Annotated in this window: 13 protein-coding genes, 2 tRNA genes and 1 pseudogene; 10 read left to right on the plus strand and 6 right to left on the minus strand. The window is 66.4% G+C overall.

Annotation, left to right across the window (positions count from 1 at the left end):
* The first annotated feature begins 81 nt into the window (after positions 1 to 81).
* The 3 genes from J7I44_RS10395 (at position 82) to J7I44_RS10405 (ending at position 5082) form a co-directional block, all read left to right on the plus strand.
* Positions 82 to 3390: a TonB-dependent receptor gene (locus J7I44_RS10395; protein ID WP_209620044.1), complete on the plus strand. Its 3309-nt coding sequence runs from the start codon at positions 82 to 84 to the stop codon at positions 3388 to 3390.
* 151 nt (positions 3391 to 3541) lie between these two features.
* Entirely contained in the window at positions 3542 to 4966 is a 1425-nt protein-coding gene (gene ppnN, locus J7I44_RS10400) for a nucleotide 5'-monophosphate nucleosidase PpnN (RefSeq protein ID WP_209620047.1), read from the plus strand.
* A gap of 39 nt (positions 4967 to 5005) precedes the next feature.
* Positions 5006 to 5082, plus strand: a tRNA-Asn gene (locus J7I44_RS10405).
* A gap of 564 nt (positions 5083 to 5646) precedes the next feature.
* On the opposite strand, the gene J7I44_RS10410 is transcribed toward J7I44_RS10405, so the two are convergent.
* Complete coding sequence (locus J7I44_RS10410; protein ID WP_209620050.1) at positions 5647 to 6183, minus strand: GspH/FimT family pseudopilin; 537 nt, start codon at positions 6181 to 6183, stop codon at positions 5647 to 5649.
* 151 nt (positions 6184 to 6334) lie between these two features.
* Here J7I44_RS10410 and uvrB point away from each other — a divergent pair, with 151 nt between their 5' ends.
* The 3 genes from uvrB to J7I44_RS10425 all read left to right on the plus strand — a co-directional run bounded on the left by uvrB (position 6335) and on the right by J7I44_RS10425 (position 9562).
* Positions 6335 to 8365: an excinuclease ABC subunit UvrB gene (gene uvrB, locus J7I44_RS10415; RefSeq protein WP_209620053.1), complete on the plus strand. Its 2031-nt coding sequence runs from the start codon at positions 6335 to 6337 to the stop codon at positions 8363 to 8365.
* Positions 8366 to 8481: 116 nt separating this feature from the next.
* Positions 8482 to 8556 (plus strand) — tRNA-Val (locus J7I44_RS10420).
* 97 nt (positions 8557 to 8653) lie between these two features.
* Positions 8654 to 9562 (plus strand): DNA-methyltransferase, encoded by a 909-nt coding sequence (locus tag J7I44_RS10425; RefSeq protein ID WP_209620056.1) that lies wholly within the window; start codon positions 8654 to 8656, stop codon positions 9560 to 9562.
* A gap of 27 nt (positions 9563 to 9589) precedes the next feature.
* Here J7I44_RS10425 and J7I44_RS17030 read toward each other — a convergent pair.
* Positions 9590 to 9748, minus strand: a pseudogene (locus J7I44_RS17030) (ScaI family restriction endonuclease); the annotation flags it as partial.
* 71 nt (positions 9749 to 9819) lie between these two features.
* Here J7I44_RS17030 and J7I44_RS10435 point away from each other — a divergent pair.
* Positions 9820 to 10305: a hypothetical protein gene (locus J7I44_RS10435; RefSeq protein WP_209620059.1), complete on the plus strand. Its 486-nt coding sequence runs from the start codon at positions 9820 to 9822 to the stop codon at positions 10303 to 10305.
* Positions 10306 to 10532: 227 nt separating this feature from the next.
* Here the strand turns inward: J7I44_RS10435 and J7I44_RS10440 are convergent, their stop codons facing one another.
* Positions 10533 to 13094: a GAF domain-containing hybrid sensor histidine kinase/response regulator gene (locus J7I44_RS10440; RefSeq protein ID WP_209620063.1), complete on the minus strand. Its 2562-nt coding sequence runs from the start codon at positions 13092 to 13094 to the stop codon at positions 10533 to 10535.
* A 386-nt stretch (positions 13095 to 13480) separates the two neighbouring features.
* Here J7I44_RS10440 and J7I44_RS10445 point away from each other — a divergent pair, with 386 nt between their 5' ends.
* The 3 genes from J7I44_RS10445 (at position 13481) to J7I44_RS10455 (ending at position 15743) form a co-directional block, all read left to right on the plus strand.
* Entirely contained in the window at positions 13481 to 13804 is a 324-nt protein-coding gene (locus J7I44_RS10445; RefSeq protein ID WP_209620067.1) for a hypothetical protein, read from the plus strand.
* 65 nt (positions 13805 to 13869) lie between these two features.
* Positions 13870 to 14286, plus strand: a complete 417-nt coding sequence (locus J7I44_RS10450) for an OsmC family protein (protein ID WP_209620070.1) — start codon at positions 13870 to 13872, stop codon at positions 14284 to 14286.
* A gap of 233 nt (positions 14287 to 14519) precedes the next feature.
* Positions 14520 to 15743: a S41 family peptidase gene (locus tag J7I44_RS10455; RefSeq protein WP_209620073.1), complete on the plus strand. Its 1224-nt coding sequence runs from the start codon at positions 14520 to 14522 to the stop codon at positions 15741 to 15743.
* A gap of 129 nt (positions 15744 to 15872) precedes the next feature.
* Here the strand turns inward: J7I44_RS10455 and J7I44_RS10460 are convergent, their stop codons facing one another.
* The 3 genes from J7I44_RS10460 to J7I44_RS10470 form a co-directional block, all read right to left on the minus strand.
* Positions 15873 to 18059 carry a putative bifunctional diguanylate cyclase/phosphodiesterase gene (locus tag J7I44_RS10460; RefSeq protein ID WP_209620077.1) on the minus strand — a complete coding sequence of 729 codons (2187 nt, stop codon included), beginning with the start codon at positions 18057 to 18059 and terminating at the stop codon, positions 15873 to 15875.
* A gap of 244 nt (positions 18060 to 18303) precedes the next feature.
* Positions 18304 to 19548: a putative bifunctional diguanylate cyclase/phosphodiesterase gene (locus J7I44_RS10465; protein ID WP_209620080.1), complete on the minus strand. Its 1245-nt coding sequence runs from the start codon at positions 19546 to 19548 to the stop codon at positions 18304 to 18306.
* 12 nt (positions 19549 to 19560) lie between these two features.
* On the minus strand, positions 19561 to 20757 hold the full coding sequence (locus tag J7I44_RS10470) for an HD-GYP domain-containing protein (protein ID WP_209620083.1): 1197 nt from the start codon (positions 20755 to 20757) through the stop codon (positions 19561 to 19563).
* Between the last annotated feature and the right edge of the window lie 230 nt (positions 20758 to 20987).

Consider the following 20987-nt stretch of genomic DNA (forward strand, 5'->3'; position numbering starts at 1 on the left):
CTGGCCTGAGGCCCGGCATCGGCATGTTTTTGTTCCGACATCGAATTTTTCCGTTGCAAACCAATACAGGTCGATATAACGATGAACAGTCCAATTCGTGCCAAGGCCCTGCCGTTTGCCATCGCCACGCTGCTGGCGGTCGGTGCGGCGCCTGCGATTGCGCAGAACGTCACCTCCTCGGCGGTTGGTGGCCAGGTGGTCGACGCCTCGGGCCAGCCGGTTGCCAATGCCACGGTCACGATCGTGCATGAGCCCTCGGGCACCACCAAGGTGGTGACCACCGATGCCTCCGGCCGCTACACCGCGCAGGGCCTGCGCGTAGGTGGTCCGTTCGACATCACCGTGACGAAGTCCGGCCTGACCCAGGGCGAGCAGAACAACGTCTACCTGCAGCTGGGCCAGACCTCCGCGGTCAACCTGAAGATGGCCACCGTCGAGGCACAGAACCTCGGCGCCGTGACCGTCAACGCCTCGGCACTGATGAACACCTTCACGGCCGACAACAAGGGCATGGGCACCAGCGTCTCGCACCGCGAGCTGGTGGCAACGCCGTCGGCCAGCCGCTCGATCACGGACATCGCGCGCCTCGATCCGCGCGTCTCCATCACCGATCCGGGCGACAGCTCGATCTCGATGATGGGCATGAACAGCCGCTATAACTCGATCAGCGTCGACGGTGTGGGCCAGGGCGACCCCTTCGGTCTGAACTCCAACGGTCTGCCTTACGTGGGCTCGCCGATCTCGGTCGACACCATCGACGAGTACAACATCTCCACCGCCAACTACGACGTCACCTCCGACGCCGTCGGTGCGAGCATCGATGCGGTGACCAAGTCCGGCACGAACGACTTCCACGGTTCGGTCTACTACGCCTACCGCAACGCCAACAAGCTGGTTGGCGATCTGGAAGACGAGCCATACAACGGCTACAAGCGCGACTGGACCGCGGGCTTCACGCTGGGCGGCCCGATCGTCAAGGACAAGCTGTTCTTCTTCGTCAACTACGAGAAGGAGAAGACCGTCGGCCTGGGCGCCGATTCGGCCAATGGCCTGGATGCAAGCCTGGGCGATGGCCCGTCGACCTCCAACAAGGTCTCCCCGGGTGACCTGCAGCGCGTCATTGACGCCGCCAACGCGCTGGGCCTGAGCCCGGGCACCTTCAGCGGTGGCAACGTCGACCTGGAAGACAAGCGCTACCTGGCCAAGCTGGATTGGAACATCTCCAACAACCACCGCGCCAGCCTGACCTACCAGCGCACCAAGGAAACCCAGCCGATCGTGCAGGGGAATAGCTCGACCGCCATCGGCCTGACCAGCTACTGGTACACCAAGAACAGCGACACCAAGAACACCGTGCTGCAGTTCTTCGACGACTGGACCGAGAACTTCTCCACCGAGGCCAAGATCGGCTACCAGCGCTTCCAGCAGGTGCGTTCGGTCGAAACCCAGCAGCCGCAGGTGTTCGTCGACGTTACGCGCATCGACAACGCCAACGGTACGCAGCGCGGCACCACGCCGTTCGTTGATCTGGGCGAAGACCAGTACAGCCACTACAACGTGCTGGACGTCAAGACCTGGCGTGGCTACATGGCCGGCACCTACTACCTGGGCGACCACACCCTCAAGGGCGGCGTCGACTTCCAGCAGAACGAGATCTACAACCTGTTCGGCCGTACCCAGTTCGGTGCCTACACCTTCTACGGTATCGACAACTTCGAAAACGGCATCTACGGCTCGTACAACATCTACCAGCCGGCACCGGGTTACACGCTGGACGACGTCGCCGCCCAGTGGACGCTGCGTCAGTACGCGTTCTTCCTGCAGGACACCTGGCAGGCGACCGACAACCTGTCGCTGCAGTACGGCGTGCGCGTGAACCTCGCCAAGACGGGTGACAAGCCGGTCTACAACCCGACCTTCGAGCAGGCCTTCGGCTACCGCAACGACAACACCATCGACGGCATGCGCGTCGTCGAACCGCGCCTGTCGTTCAACTACACCTTCGACACCGAGCGCATGACCCAGCTGCGTGGCGGCGTGGGCCTGTTCCAGTCGAACCCGCCGACCGTGTGGGCGACCAACCCGTACCAGAACAACGGTATGACCACGGCCACCTACCAGGTCTTCAACGACTGCGGCTTCCTGCCGACCGGCACCAACCAGGGCCAGGTCTGCAACGGCCGCCCGGTCGGCGCCCTGCCGGTGTTCAGTGCCGACCCGTTCAATCAGAACCTCCCGCCGCCGGCTGGTTCGCAAATGAACGTCGACACGGTCGACCCGAACTTCAAGCTGCCGTCCGTGTGGAAGTTCAGCCTGGCGCTGGACCGCGAACTCCCGTGGCTCGGCATCATCGGTTCGGCCGAGTACCAGCACATCGACGTGCGCAACGGCATCCTGTACCAGAACATCAATATCGGTGAGCGTACCGGCGTGCTGCCGGATGGCCGCAACCAGTACTGGGCGACGCCCGGCGAGGCAGGCAGCTCGCGTGACGCGCGTGCCAACCAGAACCGCGCGTTCTCCGGCAGCTCGACCCTGCTGACCAACACCCACAAGGGTTCGGCCGACAGCCTGACGCTCTCGCTGAAGAAGCCGTTCTCCGAGTCGTGGTTCGGCAGCGTGGGCGTGACCCTGGGCCACTCCACCGAAGTGAACCCGGGCACCTCCAGCCAGGCCAGCTCCAACTACAGCAACAGCGCCTGGGTGAACCCGAACGAGGACGTCGCTTCGACCTCGAACTACAACGTCGGCCGTCGCGTCACCGCCGCCCTGACCTGGCAGCACCGCTTCTTTGGTGACTACACCACGGCCATCAGCGCGTTCTACGACGGTCACGAAGGCCAGCCGTACAGCTGGGTGTTCGGCAACGACGCCAACGGCGACTCCTACAGCGCCTCCGACCTGGTCTATATCCCGACCGCCGGCGGCGACTCGAAGGTCACCTTCGCCAACGGTACGGATCCGGCCGTCATCGCGCAGTTCTGGGATTTCATCCGCAGCGACAGCTACCTGAACAAGCATCAGGGCGAGATCGCCAAGCGCAACGCTACGCGCTCGGCGTGGGTGAACCAGGTCGACCTGAGCTTCCGTCAGGAGATCCCGGGCATCTTCAAGGGCAACAAGGGCGAGCTGCGTCTGGACGTGTACAACTTCCTGAACCTGCTCAACAGCGACTGGGGCCAGACGCACTACGTCGGCTTCCCGTATACCCGTAACCTCGCCGACTATGCCGGTGTGAACGCCCAGGGTCAGTACGTCTATGACCTGCCGACCGACGAGAACGGCAACTACGAGCCGGAACAGAAGATCGTTTACGACGCCGGTCGCAACACCAAGACCAACGTGGTTTCGCGCTGGTCCGCGATGCTGACGGTGCGTTACAGCTTCTGACCCATTGAAGTTGCATTGTCTGGAGCCGGCGCCCGCAAGGGCGCCGGCTTTTTTTTATGCTTGACCCTTCACGCCCGCGCGCGGGAAGCTACACGGTCCGCCACGGTCCAGGCATCAAGCCGGACACCGTCAGCGGCAGGAGAAGGCAAGCATGAACGACACCCACGCCGGCCGCGCCGGCAAGCCCGTCACCGTCAGCGCACGGATCTCGCCGGCGGGCGGACTGGACATCCTTTCGCGCAACGAGGTCGCGCGCCTGCGCGACGCCAGCGGCTCGGGCCTGCACGCGCTGTTGCGCCGCTGCGCCCTGGCCGTGCTCACTTCCGGCAACATCAGCGACGACCCGCGCTCGATGTTCGAGCAATACCCCGACTTCGACGTGCAGGTGCTGCAGCAGGATCGCGGCATCAAGATCGAACTCACCCACGCACCCGCACAGGCGTTCGTCGACGGCCAGATCATCCGCGGCATCAACGAACTGTTGGTCGCGGTGGTGCGTGACATCGTCTATGTGTCCACGCAGCTGGAGCAGGGCGGTTTCGATCTCGACGACACCGTGGGCATCACCCACGCCGTGTTCGAGATTCTGCGCAACGCGCGCATCCTCAAGCCGCACATCGACCCGAATCTGGTCGTCTGCTGGGGCGGACACTCGATCTCGCGCGACGAATACGAATACACCAAGTCGGTCGGCTACCAGTTCGGGTTGCGCGGCTTGGACATCTGCACCGGCTGCGGCCCGGGCGCCATGAAGGGCCCGATGAAGGGCGCCACCATCGCCCACGCCAAGCAGCGCCGGCGAAACAACCGTTACATCGGCATCACCGAGCCGGGCATCATCGCCGCGGAGTCGCCCAACCCGATCGTCAACCAGCTGGTGATCATGCCGGACATCGAGAAGCGCCTGGAGGCCTTCGTCCGGATGGCGCACGGCATCGTGGTGTTCCCCGGCGGCGTCGGCACCGCCGAGGAGATCCTTTACCTCCTGGGCATTCTGCTGCACCCGTCCAACGCCGGCATTCCGTTCCCGCTGATCTTCACCGGTCCGAAGCAGTCGGCGGCATACTTCGAGCAGATCGACCGCTTCCTCAAGCTCTCGTTGGGCGAGGAAGTGGCGCAGCATTACCAGATCATCGTCGACGATCCCGCCGCGGTGGCGCGCGCGATGATCAAGGGCATCGACAAGGTGCGCAACCATCGCCTGGACACCAAGGACGCGTTCTTCTTCAACTGGGCGCTGGACATCCCGTTCGCCTTCCAGCTGCCGTTCCGCCCGACCCACGAGGCGATGCGCTCGCTGGCCCTGCATCGCGGCCGCCCGCGGCACGAGCTGGCCGCGGATCTGCGTCGCGCGTTTTCCGGCATCGTGGCCGGCAACGTAAAGGAAGAGGGCGTGCGTGCGATCGAGCAAAACGGCCCGTTCGACATCGACGGTGAAGCGGACATCATGCGGGCACTGGATGCCCTGCTGCAGGCCTTCGTCAGCCAGCACCGCATGAAGCTCCCCGGTGGCTCGGCCTACGTGCCCTGCTACCGCGTGCGTGCCGAGGGCGCGGAGACCGTGCCGGCCGCTTGACAGCCCGCACGGCCCTATTCAAACTACGCAGCTCGCCCCGCCCGAATAGCTCAGCTGGTTAGAGCACTTGACTGTTAATCAGGGGGTCGTTGGTTCGAGTCCAACTTCGGGCGCCATATTGAAAGGCCTTGCAGCGATGCAAGGCCTTTTTTTTGTCCGGACACGGGACATCCCGACATCCTGTAAGAGCGCGCTTGTGCGCGACCGCCATGCACGGCGATGCGGGAAAACAACCGGTCAGGCGCAGCGTGCACTCCCCCCAGAAGGCATGCCATCGCACGCGGCCTCGTGTGACAGAGAGAATGGTCGACAGGCGCAGCCGGCCCGGTCAATCGCCAGATGTGTCAGGCAAAGGTGACGCCTGTTGCGCCAGCATTGTGAACAGCCGATCCGACGGCGATCCCACGGCCACCAGAAGGTCGCCGTCCGGGCTGCGCACCACGCAGGCCGAGACGCCTGCGCTGTCCAGGTGACGCTGCGCTGCGGCGAGCAAGGGCGCGGCGTCCGGGGGTGGTGTCGGCGGTGATGGTCGGCGGTCCGACGGTTCTCCGTAAGCCATGGCGCACCTCGGGAAGAAGTCCGCAGCGGTTGTTGCACCGACGCCGTGAACAGCCGGTATAGCCCGTAGGGCTCGGCCCCCCCAGCCTATGGCCGCCCTCTCTGGCGGGCTGAAGCCCACCCTACGAGCAGCTCTCGCCCCTCGGCCGGCTGCCACGCACCCGTCCGGAGTTCGATACCACCACTCCAAGCGGCTCCCCGCCGCCGCCCGGATTGCAGAAACGCAGGGTGAGGTTGCTTCCGCTAGCGCTGCCGTCGGAAAGGAACGTCACATGCCGGCGCGACTCGCTGCTCTGGATCACCAGCCGCGTGTGGCTGTCGCCCACGCGCAAGGGCGCGGCATCTGGCTGGTTGTCATGGTTGCGGTCGACGCCGACCAGCCAGCCACCGTCCCAGCGGCTCTCGTCACTGCAATGCACCCGGTCGCGGGTCGGGCAGAACAGCACCCGCGTGCGGCGCAGTACCGCCTCGCCGCGCGCATAGCCCAGCGCCTCGATGAAATCCATCTGTGCCGACTGCGTTCGCCCGCGACGGACCAGTCCGGCCAGCGATGGGCTGGCGATGCCGGCCAGGATGGCCAGGATCGTCACCACCATTACCTGTTCGACCAGCGTGACGCCGCGCATACGGCAGCGTCCGCTTTTCTGCATCCGTGCCATGCCGTCGCTCCCTGCGAGGAACGCGCATCATCCTTGGGGCTCCGCTCGCCGGAAAGCAGCCTGAACGCCGCCATCCGGTGGGCCTGTACTGACAGAGTCTGTCAGCAGGGCGCCTTTAAGATCGGCCCATCCGCCCGCATATCCGTCAGCCATGACCGACCGTTTCCAGCTCGTCTCCCCGTACAAGCCCTCCGGCGACCAGCCGCAAGCCATCGCGAAACTCAGCGAGGGCTTCGAGGCCGGCCTGGCCGCCCAGACGCTGTTGGGCGTCACCGGCTCGGGCAAAACCTACACGATCGCCAACGTGATCGAAAAAGTGCAGCGCCCGGCGGTGATCCTGGCGCCGAACAAGACGCTCGCCGCGCAGCTCTACGGCGAGTTCAAGGAGTTCTTCCCCAACAACGCGGTGGAGTACTTCGTCAGCTATTACGACTACTACCAGCCCGAGGCCTACGTGGTCGCCTCGGACACCTTCATCGAGAAGGATTCCTCGATCAACGACCACATCGAGCAGATGCGCCTGGCCGCGACCAAGGCGCTGCTCTCGCGGCGCGACGCGATCATCGTCGCCACCGTCTCGGCGATCTACGGCCTGGGCGATCCGGAAGACTACCTCTCGCTGCGCCTGATCCTCTCCACCGGCGAGCGCATCGACCAGCGCAAGCTGATCCATCAGCTCACCGAGCTGCAGTACACCCGCAACGAGATGGAACTGCGCCGCGGCACCTACCGGGTGCGCGGCGAGAACATCGACGTCTTTCCGGCCGAATCGGAAACCGAGGCGCTGCGCATCGAGCTGTTCGACGGCGACGTGGAAAGCCTGTCGCTGTTCGACCCGCTCACCGGCGAAACCATCCGCAAGGTCCAGCGCTACACCGTCTACCCGCGCACCCACTACGCCAGCACCCGCGAGAGCGTGCTCAACGCCATCGAGACGATCAAGGTCGAGCTCAAGGAACGTCTTGATCAGCTCTACCGCGACAACAAGCTGGTCGAGGCGCAGCGGCTGGACCAGCGCACCCGCTTCGACATCGAGATGATGGCCGAGGTCGGCTTCTGCCAGGGCATCGAGAACTACTCGCGCCACATGACCCGCCGCGGCCCCGGCGAGCCGCCGCCGACGCTGTTTGACTACCTGCCTCCGGATGCGCTGCTGGTGGTGGACGAATCGCACGTCACCGTCCCGCAGCTGGGCGCCATGTACAAGGGCGACCGCTCGCGCAAGGAGACGCTGGTCGAATTCGGCTTCCGCCTGCCCTCGGCGATGGACAACCGCCCGCTGCGCTTCGAGGAATGGGAGCAGCGAGCGCCGCGCACGATCTACGTCTCGGCCACCCCGCGCGACTACGAGCTGCAGAAATCCGGCGACGCCGTGGTCGAGCTGGTAGTGCGCCCCACCGGCCTGGTCGACCCGGAGGTGGAAGTGCGCCCGGTGCGCACCCAGGTCGACGACCTGCTCGGCGAGGCCAGGAAGCGTATCGCGATGGGCGACCGCATCCTGGTCACCACGCTAACCAAGCGCATGGCCGAGAACCTCACCGAATACCTCTCCGAGCACGACGTGAAGGTGCGTTACCTGCACTCGGATATCGAGACCGTCGAGCGCACCGAAATCATCCGCGACCTGCGCCTGGGCGAGTTCGACGTACTGGTCGGCATCAACCTGCTGCGCGAGGGCCTGGACATGCCCGAGGTCTCGCTGGTGGCGATCCTGGACGCCGACAAGGAAGGCTTCCTGCGCTCCACCGGTTCGCTGATCCAGACGATCGGCCGCGCCGCCCGCAACGTGCGCGGCAAGGCCATCCTCTACGCCGACCAGGTCACCCGTTCCATGCAGGCCGCGATGGACGAGACCAGCCGCCGCCGCGAGAAGCAGATCGCCTACAACGAGGCCAACGGCATCACACCGCAGACCGTCGTGCGCCGTATCGCCGACATCATGGAAGGTGCCCGCGCCGAGCCGTCCGCGCGCGGCAAGGGCAAGGCCGCCAAGGGCGCGCGCGGCAAGGCCGTGGCCGAAGGGGCAGGGGAATACGCCAACCTCAGCGCCACCCAGGCCGCCGCAGCGATCCGCAAGCTCGAGGGCCAGATGTACAAGCACGCCCAGAACCTGGAGTTCGAGGAAGCTGCACGCCTCCGCGACCAGATCCACAAGCTGCGCGAACAGGTGATGCAGAGCTGACGCCGCTCCCTGTAGCTCCATCTCTCCCCGGGAGAGGGGCCACTCTTGCGCGGAACCACCATCGGGCCTAAAAGGCTTGGCACGGCTCCCCACCCTTGCTAAACTTCGCGGCTCTTGGGCGGTTAGCTCAGCGGTAGAGCACTACCTTGACATGGTAGGGGTCACAAGTTCGATCCTTGTACCGCCCACCAAGAGTTGAAGCAAAGAGGCCGGCGTATTTCGCCGGCCTCATTTGTTTCGGGCCTTGGCCAGTGTACGCATCATACGCGCTCGCCCACTATGAGTAGCATGAAAGCTGACCAAAGCGCCCTGGAGCGCACCCTTCTCCAGTGCCTGGGCAAACCGGACGTCCACCGCCCGGGCGTGTTGATTTACAACCGCGACTGCGTGGATGCGCTCTCCAGCCTGCCCGGCGAAATCGTCGATCTCACGGTCACGTCTCCGCCGTACAACATCGGCAAGGAGTACGAGGAGCAGCGCGACGTTTCCGATTATCTGGACTGGTGCGCCGCGTGGATCAGCCAGATCCATCGAGTGACAGCCGGAAATGGCGCGTTTTGGCTGAACCTCGGCTATTTCGCCCTTCCTGGCCGCGCCAAGGCCATTCCCATCTCCTATCTGCTTTGGGATCGCATCCCGTTTTTTTTGCAGCAGGAAATCGTCTGGCATTACGGTGCGGGCGTAGCGTCCCGGAAGTCGTTCTCGCCACGCAATGAAAAATTCCTGTGGTATCTGAAAAATCCGGATTCCTATGTGTTCAATCTCGACGACGTCAGGGACCCCAACGTCCGGTATCCGAACCAGAAAAAAAACGGCAAGTTGAAATGCAACCCGCTGGGCAAAAATCCGACCGACGTGTGGGAGTTTCCCAAGGTTACCTCCGGCAAGGACCGCGCCTCTGCAGAGCGGACCGCTCATCCGGCACAGTTTCCGCTGGCCTTGATCAATCGGATCATTCGAGCATGTAGCAACGAAGGGGGGTTGGTCGTCGACCCGTTCCTCGGATCGGGGACCACGGCTGAAGCCGCCCTCGGCAACGGGCGCCTGGTTCTCGGATTCGAGCTGGACCCGCGCTACGTTGCGATCGCGGAAAAGCGCGTGGACCAATACCTGGAGTGGCGAAGGAACGCCGATTCCCGGGCAAAGCTTTCGTTTTCGGAGCAGGGAGATCAGCTTTCCCCGATCGACATCGGCTGAAAGTCGCGCCTGCCGGCCGGTCGCTGAGGCTTGGCCAATCCGGTCGGAATGGTCCAACCATCCGAACCGGATGCGACGTAACCGAGGCGCGGTGACCAGTGGGTCGATTCTGTCGAAGTTAACCGCCAGATAACAGCCAGACTTGCTCTTTTTCGCTACCTCAGTCTTCTGGGCCTTCGCTGTCAGGCTTTACTGCATTCGTGTGCGCGGTATCGCTTTCGACATAGCGTACCCATCAGGCGCCCATTGGAGCCATCGTGGATTCCTTCCCCAAGTACGCACGCGCGGAATGCGAACGTCGCTGGCGTGTCGACCCGCAGGCGGTGGATTCGGTGGCGTTGTTGCCTTTCCGCCAGATCGACGACCTGTACCTGCGTGACACGCGCTTGCGGCTGCGCCGGGTGCGTTCGGCAGAGGGCGTGGTGTTAAAGCTCGGCAAGAAGTACGGCAAGCGGTCCGATGGAGCCGAGCCCATCACCACTATCTACCTGACCGAAGTGGAATACGCGGCGCTGTCGCAGTTGCCGGGTTACGCTGTGAGCAAGCGGCGCTACTCCATGGGCGAGGGGGCGCTGGATGTCTACGAACTCCCAGTGTCGCTGGTGATCTTCGAGCAGGAGTTTGCTTCAGCCGCAGACGCGGCTGCCTTTGCGCCGCCGTCGTTCGCCATCGAGGAAGTCACGGATCGACCGGAGTACAGCGGCTTTTCCCTGGCGGTGGCGGCCCTCCGGAGCGAACGCTGACTCCCGAGTGCGCTGCACAGATGGCGATACGCACGCGCCGTAGACGAGCACGGCCGTATCGTGAGCTCTGCCCCGGGGTTCGGACGGCCGGTCGCTCGTCACGCTGGTGTCAGTCGATCACCGGGGCACCACTTCTTTCAGTGCCGGTGCCGGCGCGCACGGCTCGAGGCTGTGACAGGGCGTGAGGCCTCCGCGGCTGCTTCCCGGCCGCAGGGATCGCCCGCCACCTAACCGGCCCGGACGCACCGTTGCGCCGTTTCCAGCAGGTCGGCGACGGTGCCGACAAGCTCCGCCTGGCGAAAGGGCTTGGCCAGGCGAGGCAGGCCGCCGGCCTCGCGTTCGGTAAGGGTGGCGAAGCCGGTAATCATCAGGGCGGGAATGTCCGGTCGCAGCACGCGGACCTGGTGCGCCAGCTCGGCTCCGCTCATGCCGGGCATAGCGTAATCGGTGACCAGCGCATCGAACGCCAGGCCGGCGTGGATCTTCTGCAGCGCCTCGTGGCCGGAGCCGACAGAGACCACGGTGTACCCCGCGTCGGCCAGCATTTCGGCCGTCCCGCCGCGTACCAGATCCTCGTCATCGACCAATAGTACGGTCGCGACGGGAACCTCGGGGATCGCTGCATCGTTCGCGGCCGTGTGCTGGGTGGCAGGCACCTCCGTGGATACCGGCAACCACAACGTCGCCGTGGTGCCGCGTCCGGGCAGGCTGTCCAGCGCGAAACCGCCGCCGGACTGGGCGGCCAGTCCATGCACCGAGGACAGGCCAAGCCCCGTGCCGCGACCGACGCCCTTGGTCGTGAAGAACGGATCGATCGCGCGCTTGACTGTTTCCGGATCCATGCCGATGCCGGTGTCGGTCACGGAGAAGCGGATGTAGCGTCCCTCGGCCAGGCGGGGATGGTCGCCTGCCGCCGTCACGGTGACGCGCACGGCCAGATCGCCGCCGGTGGGCATCGCATCGCGAGCGTTGACGACGAGGTTCAGCAGCGCAAGCTCCAACTGGTTGGGATCGACCTGCGCCGGTGGCAGGCCATCGTCGCAGGAAATCGCCAGACGAATGCCCGGTCCGATCGACCGCGAGACCATATCGCCAAGGCCGGACAGGAGCCGCGCGACATCGACGGGTCGGGGCGCCAGGTGTTGCCGCCGGGAAAAGGCGAGCAGCCGCTGGATCAGCGTCCGCGCGCGCTCGGCCGCCTGCAGGCCGCCGGCGGTCATGCGGCGGGCGCGTTCGTCGCCGTCCAGCCGCCGCGACAGGGTGTCGAGCGCGCCGAGGATCGGCGTCAGCAGGTTGTTGAAGTCGTGCGCGACACCGCCGGTGAGCTGGCCGATGGTTTCCATCTTCTGCATCTCGTGCACCTGCGCGAGCGCCGCCTGGCGCTCCTCCACGGCAACCGCGATGCGCTCTTCCAGCTCGGCCGTGAGCTGGCGCAGCTCCTCTTCGCCACGCTTGCGTGCCGTGGTGTCGCTGGCCGCGCCGAACCATTCGATCACCCGGCCTTCGCCGTCGAGCATCGGCACCGCGCGGGCGTAGGTCCAGCCCAGGCTTCCGTCGGCCTGGCGGATGCGATGCTCGGACTCGAACATGCTGCGGCTTGCGATCGCCTCCTGCACGGCCGCGATGACACGCGGCTGGTCGTCGGGATGCACATAGGTCTGGAGCCAGTTCTCGCTCGGCTCGGTGGTGTCGGCCAGGAAGCCCTGGCCTTCGAGCGTGCGCAGTTCGCGCCAGTCCGCGCTCATCCGGAACACCGAGTACGCGCCCGTGGTGAGCAGGGCACGGAAGCGGGCCTCGCTCTCGCGCAGAGCGTTCTCCGCGGTGGCCTGCTCGATCGCAGCCCAGGTGCGCGTCGCAACGTCCTCGATGAGCGCGACTTCCTGCCCGGTCCAGCGACGCGGCTCGCGGAAGTTGACGTAGAGGGAGGCGACCAGCCGCCCCTCACGCACCAGTGGTACCGACACGACCGATCGCGTCTGAATCGCGCGCCAGACACCCGGATCCTCGCCCCCGGCCTCGACATCGTCGCAGACCTCGGTTTGGCCGTTCCTGTGGCGTGCCACCCGTTTCGCGCCGAAGCGGGCCAGCGGAACGCTGCCGGTCAGCGGTTCGACGCCGTCGGCGAAGCAGGCGTCGTAGAGAAGGGTCTCCCCGTCCGGCTGCAACCGGGCGTAGCCGGCGCGCTGGGCGCCGAGATGGCGGCCCAGCGCCGTGACCGCGCGCTCGACCAGCACACGCGGATCGCCCACCCCGTTGAGCGCTTCTTCCAGTTCGATGCGAAAGCGTTGGCGGCGCACGGCCAGCACCTGGTCGGTGGTTTCGGCGACGGCGCAGAACATGCCGCCGACAGAGCCGCTTTCGTCCCATACCGGCGAATACGAAAAGGTAAACCAGGTCTGCTCGTCGAAACCCTTGCGGTTCATCAGCAGTGGCAGGTTTTCGCGGTAGACGCCTTCTCCGGACATGGCCGCATCGATCAGCGGCGCGATGTCTGGCCAGATTTCACGCCAGATGTCTTCGAAGCGTGCGCCGAGTGCGGTCGGGTGCTTGGCGCCGAGGATTTCAGCGTAGGGATCGTTGTAGAGGAAGCCCAGTTGCGGCCCCCATGCGACGAACATGGGGAACTTCGAATTCAGCAGCAGGCTCACCACCGAGCGCAGCGATTGGGGCCAGCGGTCGGGCGCGCCCAGTGGCGAACGGGACCAGTCGTGGCCGCGCATCAGGGCGGCAACCTTTCCTCCGCCGGCGAGGAAACTCTCCTCCGGCGACGTGGCATCAGGCAGGGGCACGGGCTCTTCCTCATGGGGGTGGGCAGCCGACCCGTTCTTGGCTGACTGCTCACCTGGATGGTTAGAGCGCGGGGCTCGCGTCGCGACCGCAAGGCGACGGCACGGCAATCGTGTCGCCGCGATGCCCGGTCGAAGATAGAGCCTAGCAATAACACACTCCATGTGATGCTGCGCCAGGACACGAAACGCGGACGTGGTCGGCCGCTACTGTGCGCAGGCCAGTTGCCCGGCTGCGTCCGATGCCGGCCTCAGCCGGGTGCGTGGCGGGGCAAGCTGTCGACTGGGGGTTCGGAAAGGTGTCCGCGTTGGCGCCTGCTGCGAGCCCGGTCCCCGAGGCCGGTGCGCACGACCTGGCGGTTGCGCCGACTGTGCTAGCTAAACCCCCCATGAAGCATCTTCTGACGCCCGACGGGCGCTATCTCGTGGTGCGTGGCCGGCTGTGGCGCGCCGCCAACCCCGGCCTGCCGCGCACGCTGCGGGAGGCGTGGGTGCGCCGGCTGATGGCAGCGCGCCGGGCGGTGGGAGCGGCGCGCAGATCGGACGACGCCGAAGCGCTCGCGCTGGCCGGAAAGGCGGTGGATGAAGCGAAGGTGGCGCTTGGCGAGCGGGGTCCGGTGTGGTGGAGCGACGGCGCGCCCGACCTCAATCGCCACCTGGTGAAGAACACGCCTTACGCGGCGTGGTTCGAGAGCGTGGAAAGGGGTGCCTGAGCCGCCTCGCAACCGGGCCTTTCTCGCTTACCCTACGCGCCATGTCGGTCGACCAGAGGCCCGCCATGGAGATCTCGGCCCGTATCCGTAACACCCTCGACGATCACTCGTTGAGTGTGTCCACCGCCGGCCATGCGCAGTCGCTGCGCGTATCCGCCAAGCCCGGCGGGCGCGGCAGTGCGGTCAATGGCGGAGAATTGCTCGCCGCCGCGCTGGCCACCTGCTACTGCAACGACCTGTACCGGGAAGCGGATCGGCTCGGTGTCGGGATCAGCGCGTGCGAGGTGATCGCGACGGTGCAGTTCGGAGCCGTCGGACAGGCGGCCACGGTGGTCACGTATGCCGCGAGAGTCGAATCCCGGGCGCCGGCGGACGAGGTCGAACGGCTGCTTTGCGAAACGGACCGCCTGGCCGAAGTGCACAACACGTTGCGCAGCGGCTGCGCCGTCGAGCGCGTCGCATGGCCGCGGTCGGGGAATTGATGCCCGGATTGGGCGCGCGCGACATGCCAGTGCGCGGGTGGGACCTATCCCCGTGGCCCGGGCCAGGGCAGGGTCGAGCGCCCGCTGAGGATGCGAAGGACCATAGGGGCGAGGTTGAGCCCATCGTCCTGCCCTCAGGCTGACAACCCGCCCGCGTCAACGCGCTCGGCAACTTCCTTCCGACGCGCGATCTGCACTTAGAATCGCGTGCAATCCAGCCCGGGGGCACCTGTATGCGCTTGCTCCGCCGTATCCTGCTCGTGCTGGCCGGTCTGGCTCTCGCCGCGGCCGCCTTCGACGTGGCCACCTACGACGCACGCGCCTGGCAGACCGACTACAGCCGGCTAAAACAGGATATGGCGCAGGGTTATGCCAACCTGGACTGGATCGCCGAGCACCGCCATCTGGACCTGGCGGCGCTCGATCGCCGGACCACCGCGGACATCGATGGCGCGCATTCCCGCGTGCGTGCGTTCCTGGCGCTACGCCGCTTCGTCGAGGCGTTCCACGACCCGCACCTGAAACTGGTGCCGGGGCAGCGGGAGCTCACCGAGCGGCACCCGCCGTCGGCCGCCGCAGCGACACCGGCCGAGGTCGACGCGGGGCCGGTCGATGACGATCCGGCTGCCGGCGAGGATTGCGCGGCGGCCGGTTACGAGGAGGGTGATCACGCCTTCCGGTTCCCGTTCGCGCGGGCACGCGGCTGGAAGGCGGTGGGTGCCGGCGATTTTCCGACCGGAGTGATCGGCGACCTCGGGGTGCTCCGCATCGCGCAGTTCGGCGAGGACCGCTATGCCGCCGCCTGCCAGCAGGTGTTCCATCCGGGGATCGGCCGGCGCGCACTCAAGCTGGCGGTGCGCGACCTGCAACAGCACCGGCTTGTGGCGGCCATCCGCACGCTGCAGGCGCACGGCGCCCGGCGCCTGCTGGTGGATGTCACCGGCAACGGCGGCGGTACCGAATGGGTGACCGAGGTGGTGGCCCTGCTGACAGACCGCTCACTGTCGCGCGCCCAGGCCCGGCAGGTGCTCGCGGGCTGCGACCGCACAGTCGTCTGGAGCGGTGCCGCAGCGCCCTGCGCCATCCTCGAGCCCGAGGGCGAACGGGCCACATTGCAGGGCGCCGGCGTCTGGACCGGGCCCGTGCTGATCCTGGTCGACCACCGGACCGGCTCGGCTTCCGAGGACTTCGTCGCCTGGCTGAAACAGAACCGGGTCGCTCGCGTGTTCGGCGAGACCACCGCCGGCGCCGGCTGCGGCTACGTGAACGGCGGCAACCGCACGCCGTTCCACGCCAGCCCGTTCGATGTGCGCATGCCCAATTGCGCCCGCTTCCTGGACGATGGCACCAATGAAATCGAGGGTATCGCGCCCGACGTGCCGCTGGCGATGTCCGCTGGCGCCGCCGCGCAGGCGGATGCCCTGCTTGCGGCGGTGAGCGCGGAGCCAGTCAACTGAGGCCTGAGGGAGCGGTGGTCAGGCAGTGGAAAAAAAGGAACGGAGGCGAATCAATCCCACGCGCAGCGGAGACGCTCGCAAGGGAGAGAACTACCGCAATCCGCACTCGAAGCATCGGACGACCTCTCCTCAAAAGGGAGAATCTCTGCGCTGCCTGGGCCGTGCCGCGGCGCTTCCACTTTCCGGCGGACTCGACATCAGGGCATCGGTGATCCGGGCAGGCGGCATCGCGGCCGCGTAGAACCATCCCTGCGCAAGCTCGCAGCCGATCCTTTCGAGAAGATTGGCCTGACCTTCGGTTTCCACCCCTTCGGCCACGACGGTCAGGTTCAGGGCGTGCGCCATGGCGACGATGGCGCCGATGACTTCGACCGCGGTCGGGTCCTCGGGCGCGCCCTCCAGGAAGCTCTTGTCGATCTTGACCCCCGTGACGGGCAGGTGGCGCAGGTAGGCGAGCGAGGAATAGCCCGTGCCGAAGTCGTCGATGGCAATGCGCACGCCCAGGGCCCGGATGGCCTCCAGCGTCGTGGCGACCTCGGCTTCGGTACCCACCAGGGCGCTTTCGGTGATTTCCAGTTCAAGCAGTTCGCCGGGCAGCTGCGTGTGTGCAAGTGCGGATTCCACTGCCGCCACGAGACCCGGGCTGGCCAGTTGCCGGGCGAAAAGGTTGACGGCCATCCGCAGCGTCGATCCGCCAGCCCGCCACAGCGCCAGTTGGCGGCAAGCGGTCCTGATCACCCACTCGCCCAGTTCTTCGATGAGGCCGAGTTCTTCCGCGCAGGGAATGAACTCGCATGGCGATACCAGCTCGGTACCGCGACGCCATCGCAGCAGTGCCTCGACCCCCATGATCCTGCCCGAGCGCAGGCAGTGCTGCGGCTGGTAATGCAGTTCGAACTCGTCGCGCTGCAGGGCGTGGCGGATGGCGGTGCCCATGGTGACGAAGTAGCTGGCCTGCGCGCTCTGGCTGGCGCGGTAGAAGCTGATGGTGTTGCGCCCGTGCTGCTTGGCGCGCGACATCGCCGTGTCCGCGTTCTTCAGCAGGGCGACCCCGGTTCGCCCGTCATCCGGATGCAGGCTCACGCCCACGCTCGCGCTGAGGAACACCTCCTCGCCACCGATGAGCAGGCCGCGGGCAACCGTCTGTCGCGCCTGTTCGGCCAGGGCCGTGACCTGGCCGACATCGGCCGAACGCAAGGTCAGCACGAAGTCGTCCCCGCCGAGCCGGGCCACGGTGTCGATCGGGCCGACAAGCGCCTTGAGCCGGTCGGCGATCTGCTTCAGGAGCTCATCCGCGAGTGGATGGCCGAAGCGGTCATTGATCCGCTTGAAGTTGTCCAGGTTGACGAGCAGTACGGATAGCGCGAAATCCGGCTGGTCGAGAGTGTGGTCGATCCGGTCCAGCAGCAGGTGGCGGTTCGGCAGGCTGGTGAGCGGGTCGTAGTGTGCGAGGAAGCGCAGGTCGCGCGTGCGCTTCCTGACCGCCCGTCGCAGCGAATAGACCCACGCCAGCAGCAGGACACCCACCAGCGCCAGCGCCGAGGCCACGGCCTTGAAGCGTTGCGCGTAACCGGTCAGGTCGACGCGCTGGCCCATCCATTTGTCGTGCAGCCGTTCCCGCTCCTGCGGGGTGATCCACTTCGTGCCCTGCTCGACCAGCGCGAGGGTCGCGGCGTCGCGCTTGCGCACGCCCCGGCGGAAGCGGTCGCTGTAGAAGTCGAACGCCTTGACGAAATCGTCCTGCGCGTGCAGACGGTAGAGGTAGTACTCGGCGGGCGAGCGATCCATGCAGAAGATGCGGACGTCGCCGCGGCGCGCGGCGTCGATGATCTCGCTGTAGCTGGTGTACTCCCGCATGTTCGACACGCCCGCGCGGCGCAGCCGTTCGACGCACGCATCGCCGCGCTGGACGCCGACCACGAAGCCCCTGAGGCCGGAGGCGTCGGCGATGCCAGTCAGGTTGCGATCGGCGTAAATGCCTGTCTCCACGGTCGCGAAGGGCCGTGTGAAGTCCAGTGTGGCGGCGCGCTCTGGCGTGCGAAAGATCATGTCGATGACGTCGGCCTGGCCAGACCGCAGGCGCCGCTGGGCGTCGGCCCAGTTGGTCGCCGTCAGTTGCACCCTGATGCCGGTCTTGCTCTCCCAGAGCTTCCACGCGTCGGCGGCATAGCCTTGTGGCTTGCCATCGGGGCCAATGAACAGATAGGGCGGGTAGTTGTTGTCGCCGACGACCCGTAGCGTCCTTGGGGTGCCAGTGGCGGCGAGCGGCAGGCAAAGCACCAGCAGGCAGGCTGCAAACGTGGACCATTTCGTCACGCTTTCCCCTCGTCCTTGATCACGGGGACAGTTAACCCACGAATGGCCACGGGTCAACAAGGCTTTTTTTGGGGTACGCCCTCAAGGATCGAAACGCACGCACAAAGGGGGCCGCGCAACCACGCGACTCATCCGGGGCGCGACCGGTACCGCGCAGTGACCGCAGAGCTTGCCCCCGGACCGCGCGTGGGTCCGGAGGGCGCACCCTTTCCCGGCAAGAGCACGCCGAGGGACCCATCGGTTGTCAGATCGTTTTTGCCGCTGGCGTGTGGCGCGCGACGAAATCGTCGGCCGGCTCCGGGCGGCCCAGGTGGTAGCCCTGGCCGTAGTCACAGCCCATCGACATCAGCAAGTCCTGGGTGGCCCGGTCTTCCACGCCTTCGGCGACCGTGGCCATGTCCATGTGGTGCGCCATCTGGATGATCGACTGCACAAGCTTGGCGGTACGCGGGTCGTGGGCCACGTCGCACACCAGCGAGCGGTCGATCTTCAACTCGGAGGCGGGGAAGCGGCGCAGGTAGGCGATGGACGCGTAGCCGGTGCCGAAGTCGTCGATGGCGATGCGGGCACCGCGCTCGCGCATCCGCCACATCGCTTGCGTGATCGCGTCCAGGTCGTTCACCAGCGCCGTCTCGGTGATCTCGGCCACCACCACGCTGGGGGGCAGGCCCCAGATTTCCAGCAGGTCCATCAACTGTTCCACCAGGCCGGTTTTGGCGAACACCCGAGGCGAGAAATTGATGGCGAAGGTGAGCGGCGGCGCGTCACGCAGCATCGCCGCATGGCGCAATGTGGTGCCGATGCTCCAGCGGGTCAGTGCCTGGATCAGGTCGCTCTTTTCGGCGAACCCGACGAAGCTGGACGGCGGGATCAGGCCATGCCGCGGGCTGGTCCAGCGCGCCAGCGATTCCACACCGGCGATGGCGCCCCGCTGCAGGTCCCACACCGGCTGGAAGTACGTGCTCAGGCGGTTGGCTTCGATTGCTTCGCGCAGTTCCTCGTAGACGATCTCGACCTGCGTTTCGCATGGCTCGTGAAGCACACACGATTCGCCGCGCGCGTGGGCGGCGGACAGCGCCAGCTCTGCACGGCGGCACAACAGGTCCGGCGTGTCGGCGTGGTCGGGACAGAGCGCCACGCCCATTTCCGGGCGGCCCTGCAGGGGATAGGGCAGGTCGAGCAGCGGCCGCTCGAAGGTCTGCACCAGTCGCGCCGCGGCCAGCAATACATGGTTGTGGCTGTGCAGCCCGGGGAGCACCAGGGCAAAGCGGTCGTCGCCGGCACAGAAGACGCGGTCGATCGGTCGCAACGCGGCGCGAATACGCTCCCAGGCGTGCCGATGCGCTTCTTCGCCGATCGCGTAGCCCAGGCGCAGGCTTACTTCGTGCAGGCCTTCCACGCGCAGCATCATGACCGCCAGGTGGCCGTCGCCGGCCGACTGCGGCAGTCGGGCTTCGATGGCCCCGAAGATGTCAGCGCGGTTGAGCATCGCGCGCCGGGCTCATGCCGCCACGAACAGGTCGGAGGTGTCGATCGGACAATCGCCGGGCGCCAGGCTGCGCACGATGTTGATCGCGCCGGAGGCCTCGTGATGCATCAGGTCGATCACCTGGAAATCGTTGACGCGCTGCTTCTGCGGCGTGCTCAGCAGCACCACCCGCGGGCGAAGCCGGCGCGCCTGGTTCTGTGCCATGACCACGGCGATCTCGCCCGTGCTCAGTTCCACCAGCGATCCGGTGGGGTAGACGCCCATGCAGACCTGGAATTGTTCGACCAGCTCGTCCTGGAACAGCCGGTCGCGCTCGGCATAGATGCGGCGCAACGCCGTATGCCGCGAAACAGCCGCACGGTAGGGACGCGGGCTGACCATCGCATCGTAGGAGTCGACGATGCCCAGCATGCGACCGGGCAACGGGATGTGGGAGCCCATCAGGCGCGCCGGGTAGCCACTGCCGTCGTAGCGCTCGTGGTGGTGGCGCACGATGTCGAGCACGTCCGGATCGACAATGCGTGAGTCCGCGAGGATGGCGATGCCTTCGAGCACGTGCGCGCGCACCGTCTCCATTTCCTGCAGCGACAGCGCACCGGGATGCTCCAGCAGTTCGCGCGGCAGGCGCGCCTTGCCGACGTCCATCAGCAGGCCGCCGGCGGCCATGCTGATGATGGTCTCTTCGGCAAAGCCCATGTGCCGGCCAAATGCAGCGGCCAGCGCGCTGCAGCTGATGGCGTGCCGGTAGCTGTAACTGTCGTGGCCGCGAAGGCCTTCGACCCAGAAGAACGCATCGGCGTTGCGCAGCACGCTGGCCACGAGCGGGCGGACCGCCCGTTCCACGTGCTCGGCCGATAGTTCGCGGCCTGAGGTCACGTCTTCGAAGATCCGGTCGAGCATCGCCGTGGCGTTGTCCAGCGCCTCCTGCGCATGCGGCAGCTCGGTGTCCATCGATACGGCGCTGGCATAGCGGGTCGATGCGGTGAAGCGCTGGGTGGACACCTGCGAGCGGGTGATCACTGACGCCTGCGTGGCCGGGTCGGTCACCAGCCGCCTGGCGTCGATGTAGACGCGCTCGCAGTACGCGCGCAGCGCCTGGATACTTTCCATGCTGGTCAGGGCGAGCCCCTGCAGCGGAAACGGGGTTTCCTCCCACGGCCGGTCGAGCCGGCACACGTACATGCCGACCTGCAGGTCGGACACGTCCATGCAACGTTCCTCCAGCTCATAGGTCATAAGGCGTACCGCGCGTGGCTGGCGATCGACATGGTTCGGGAGTACTGGCGGGCAGCGAGGAAAAACGACCCGGGTCTGGCGTCATGGGCCGCACCTGTTGCATCGGCGCCGCCGCCGGTTTCTTTAGGTGGAGCACCGGGGCAGGCGCCGGAGCCGGGGAGGCGGCAGGGGCCGGCGGGCGCGCTCCCCACCGAGGTGGGGAG

The organism is Frateuria flava, from assembly GCF_017837635.1.
Lineage (GTDB): Bacteria > Pseudomonadota > Gammaproteobacteria > Xanthomonadales > Rhodanobacteraceae > Frateuria_A > Frateuria_A flava.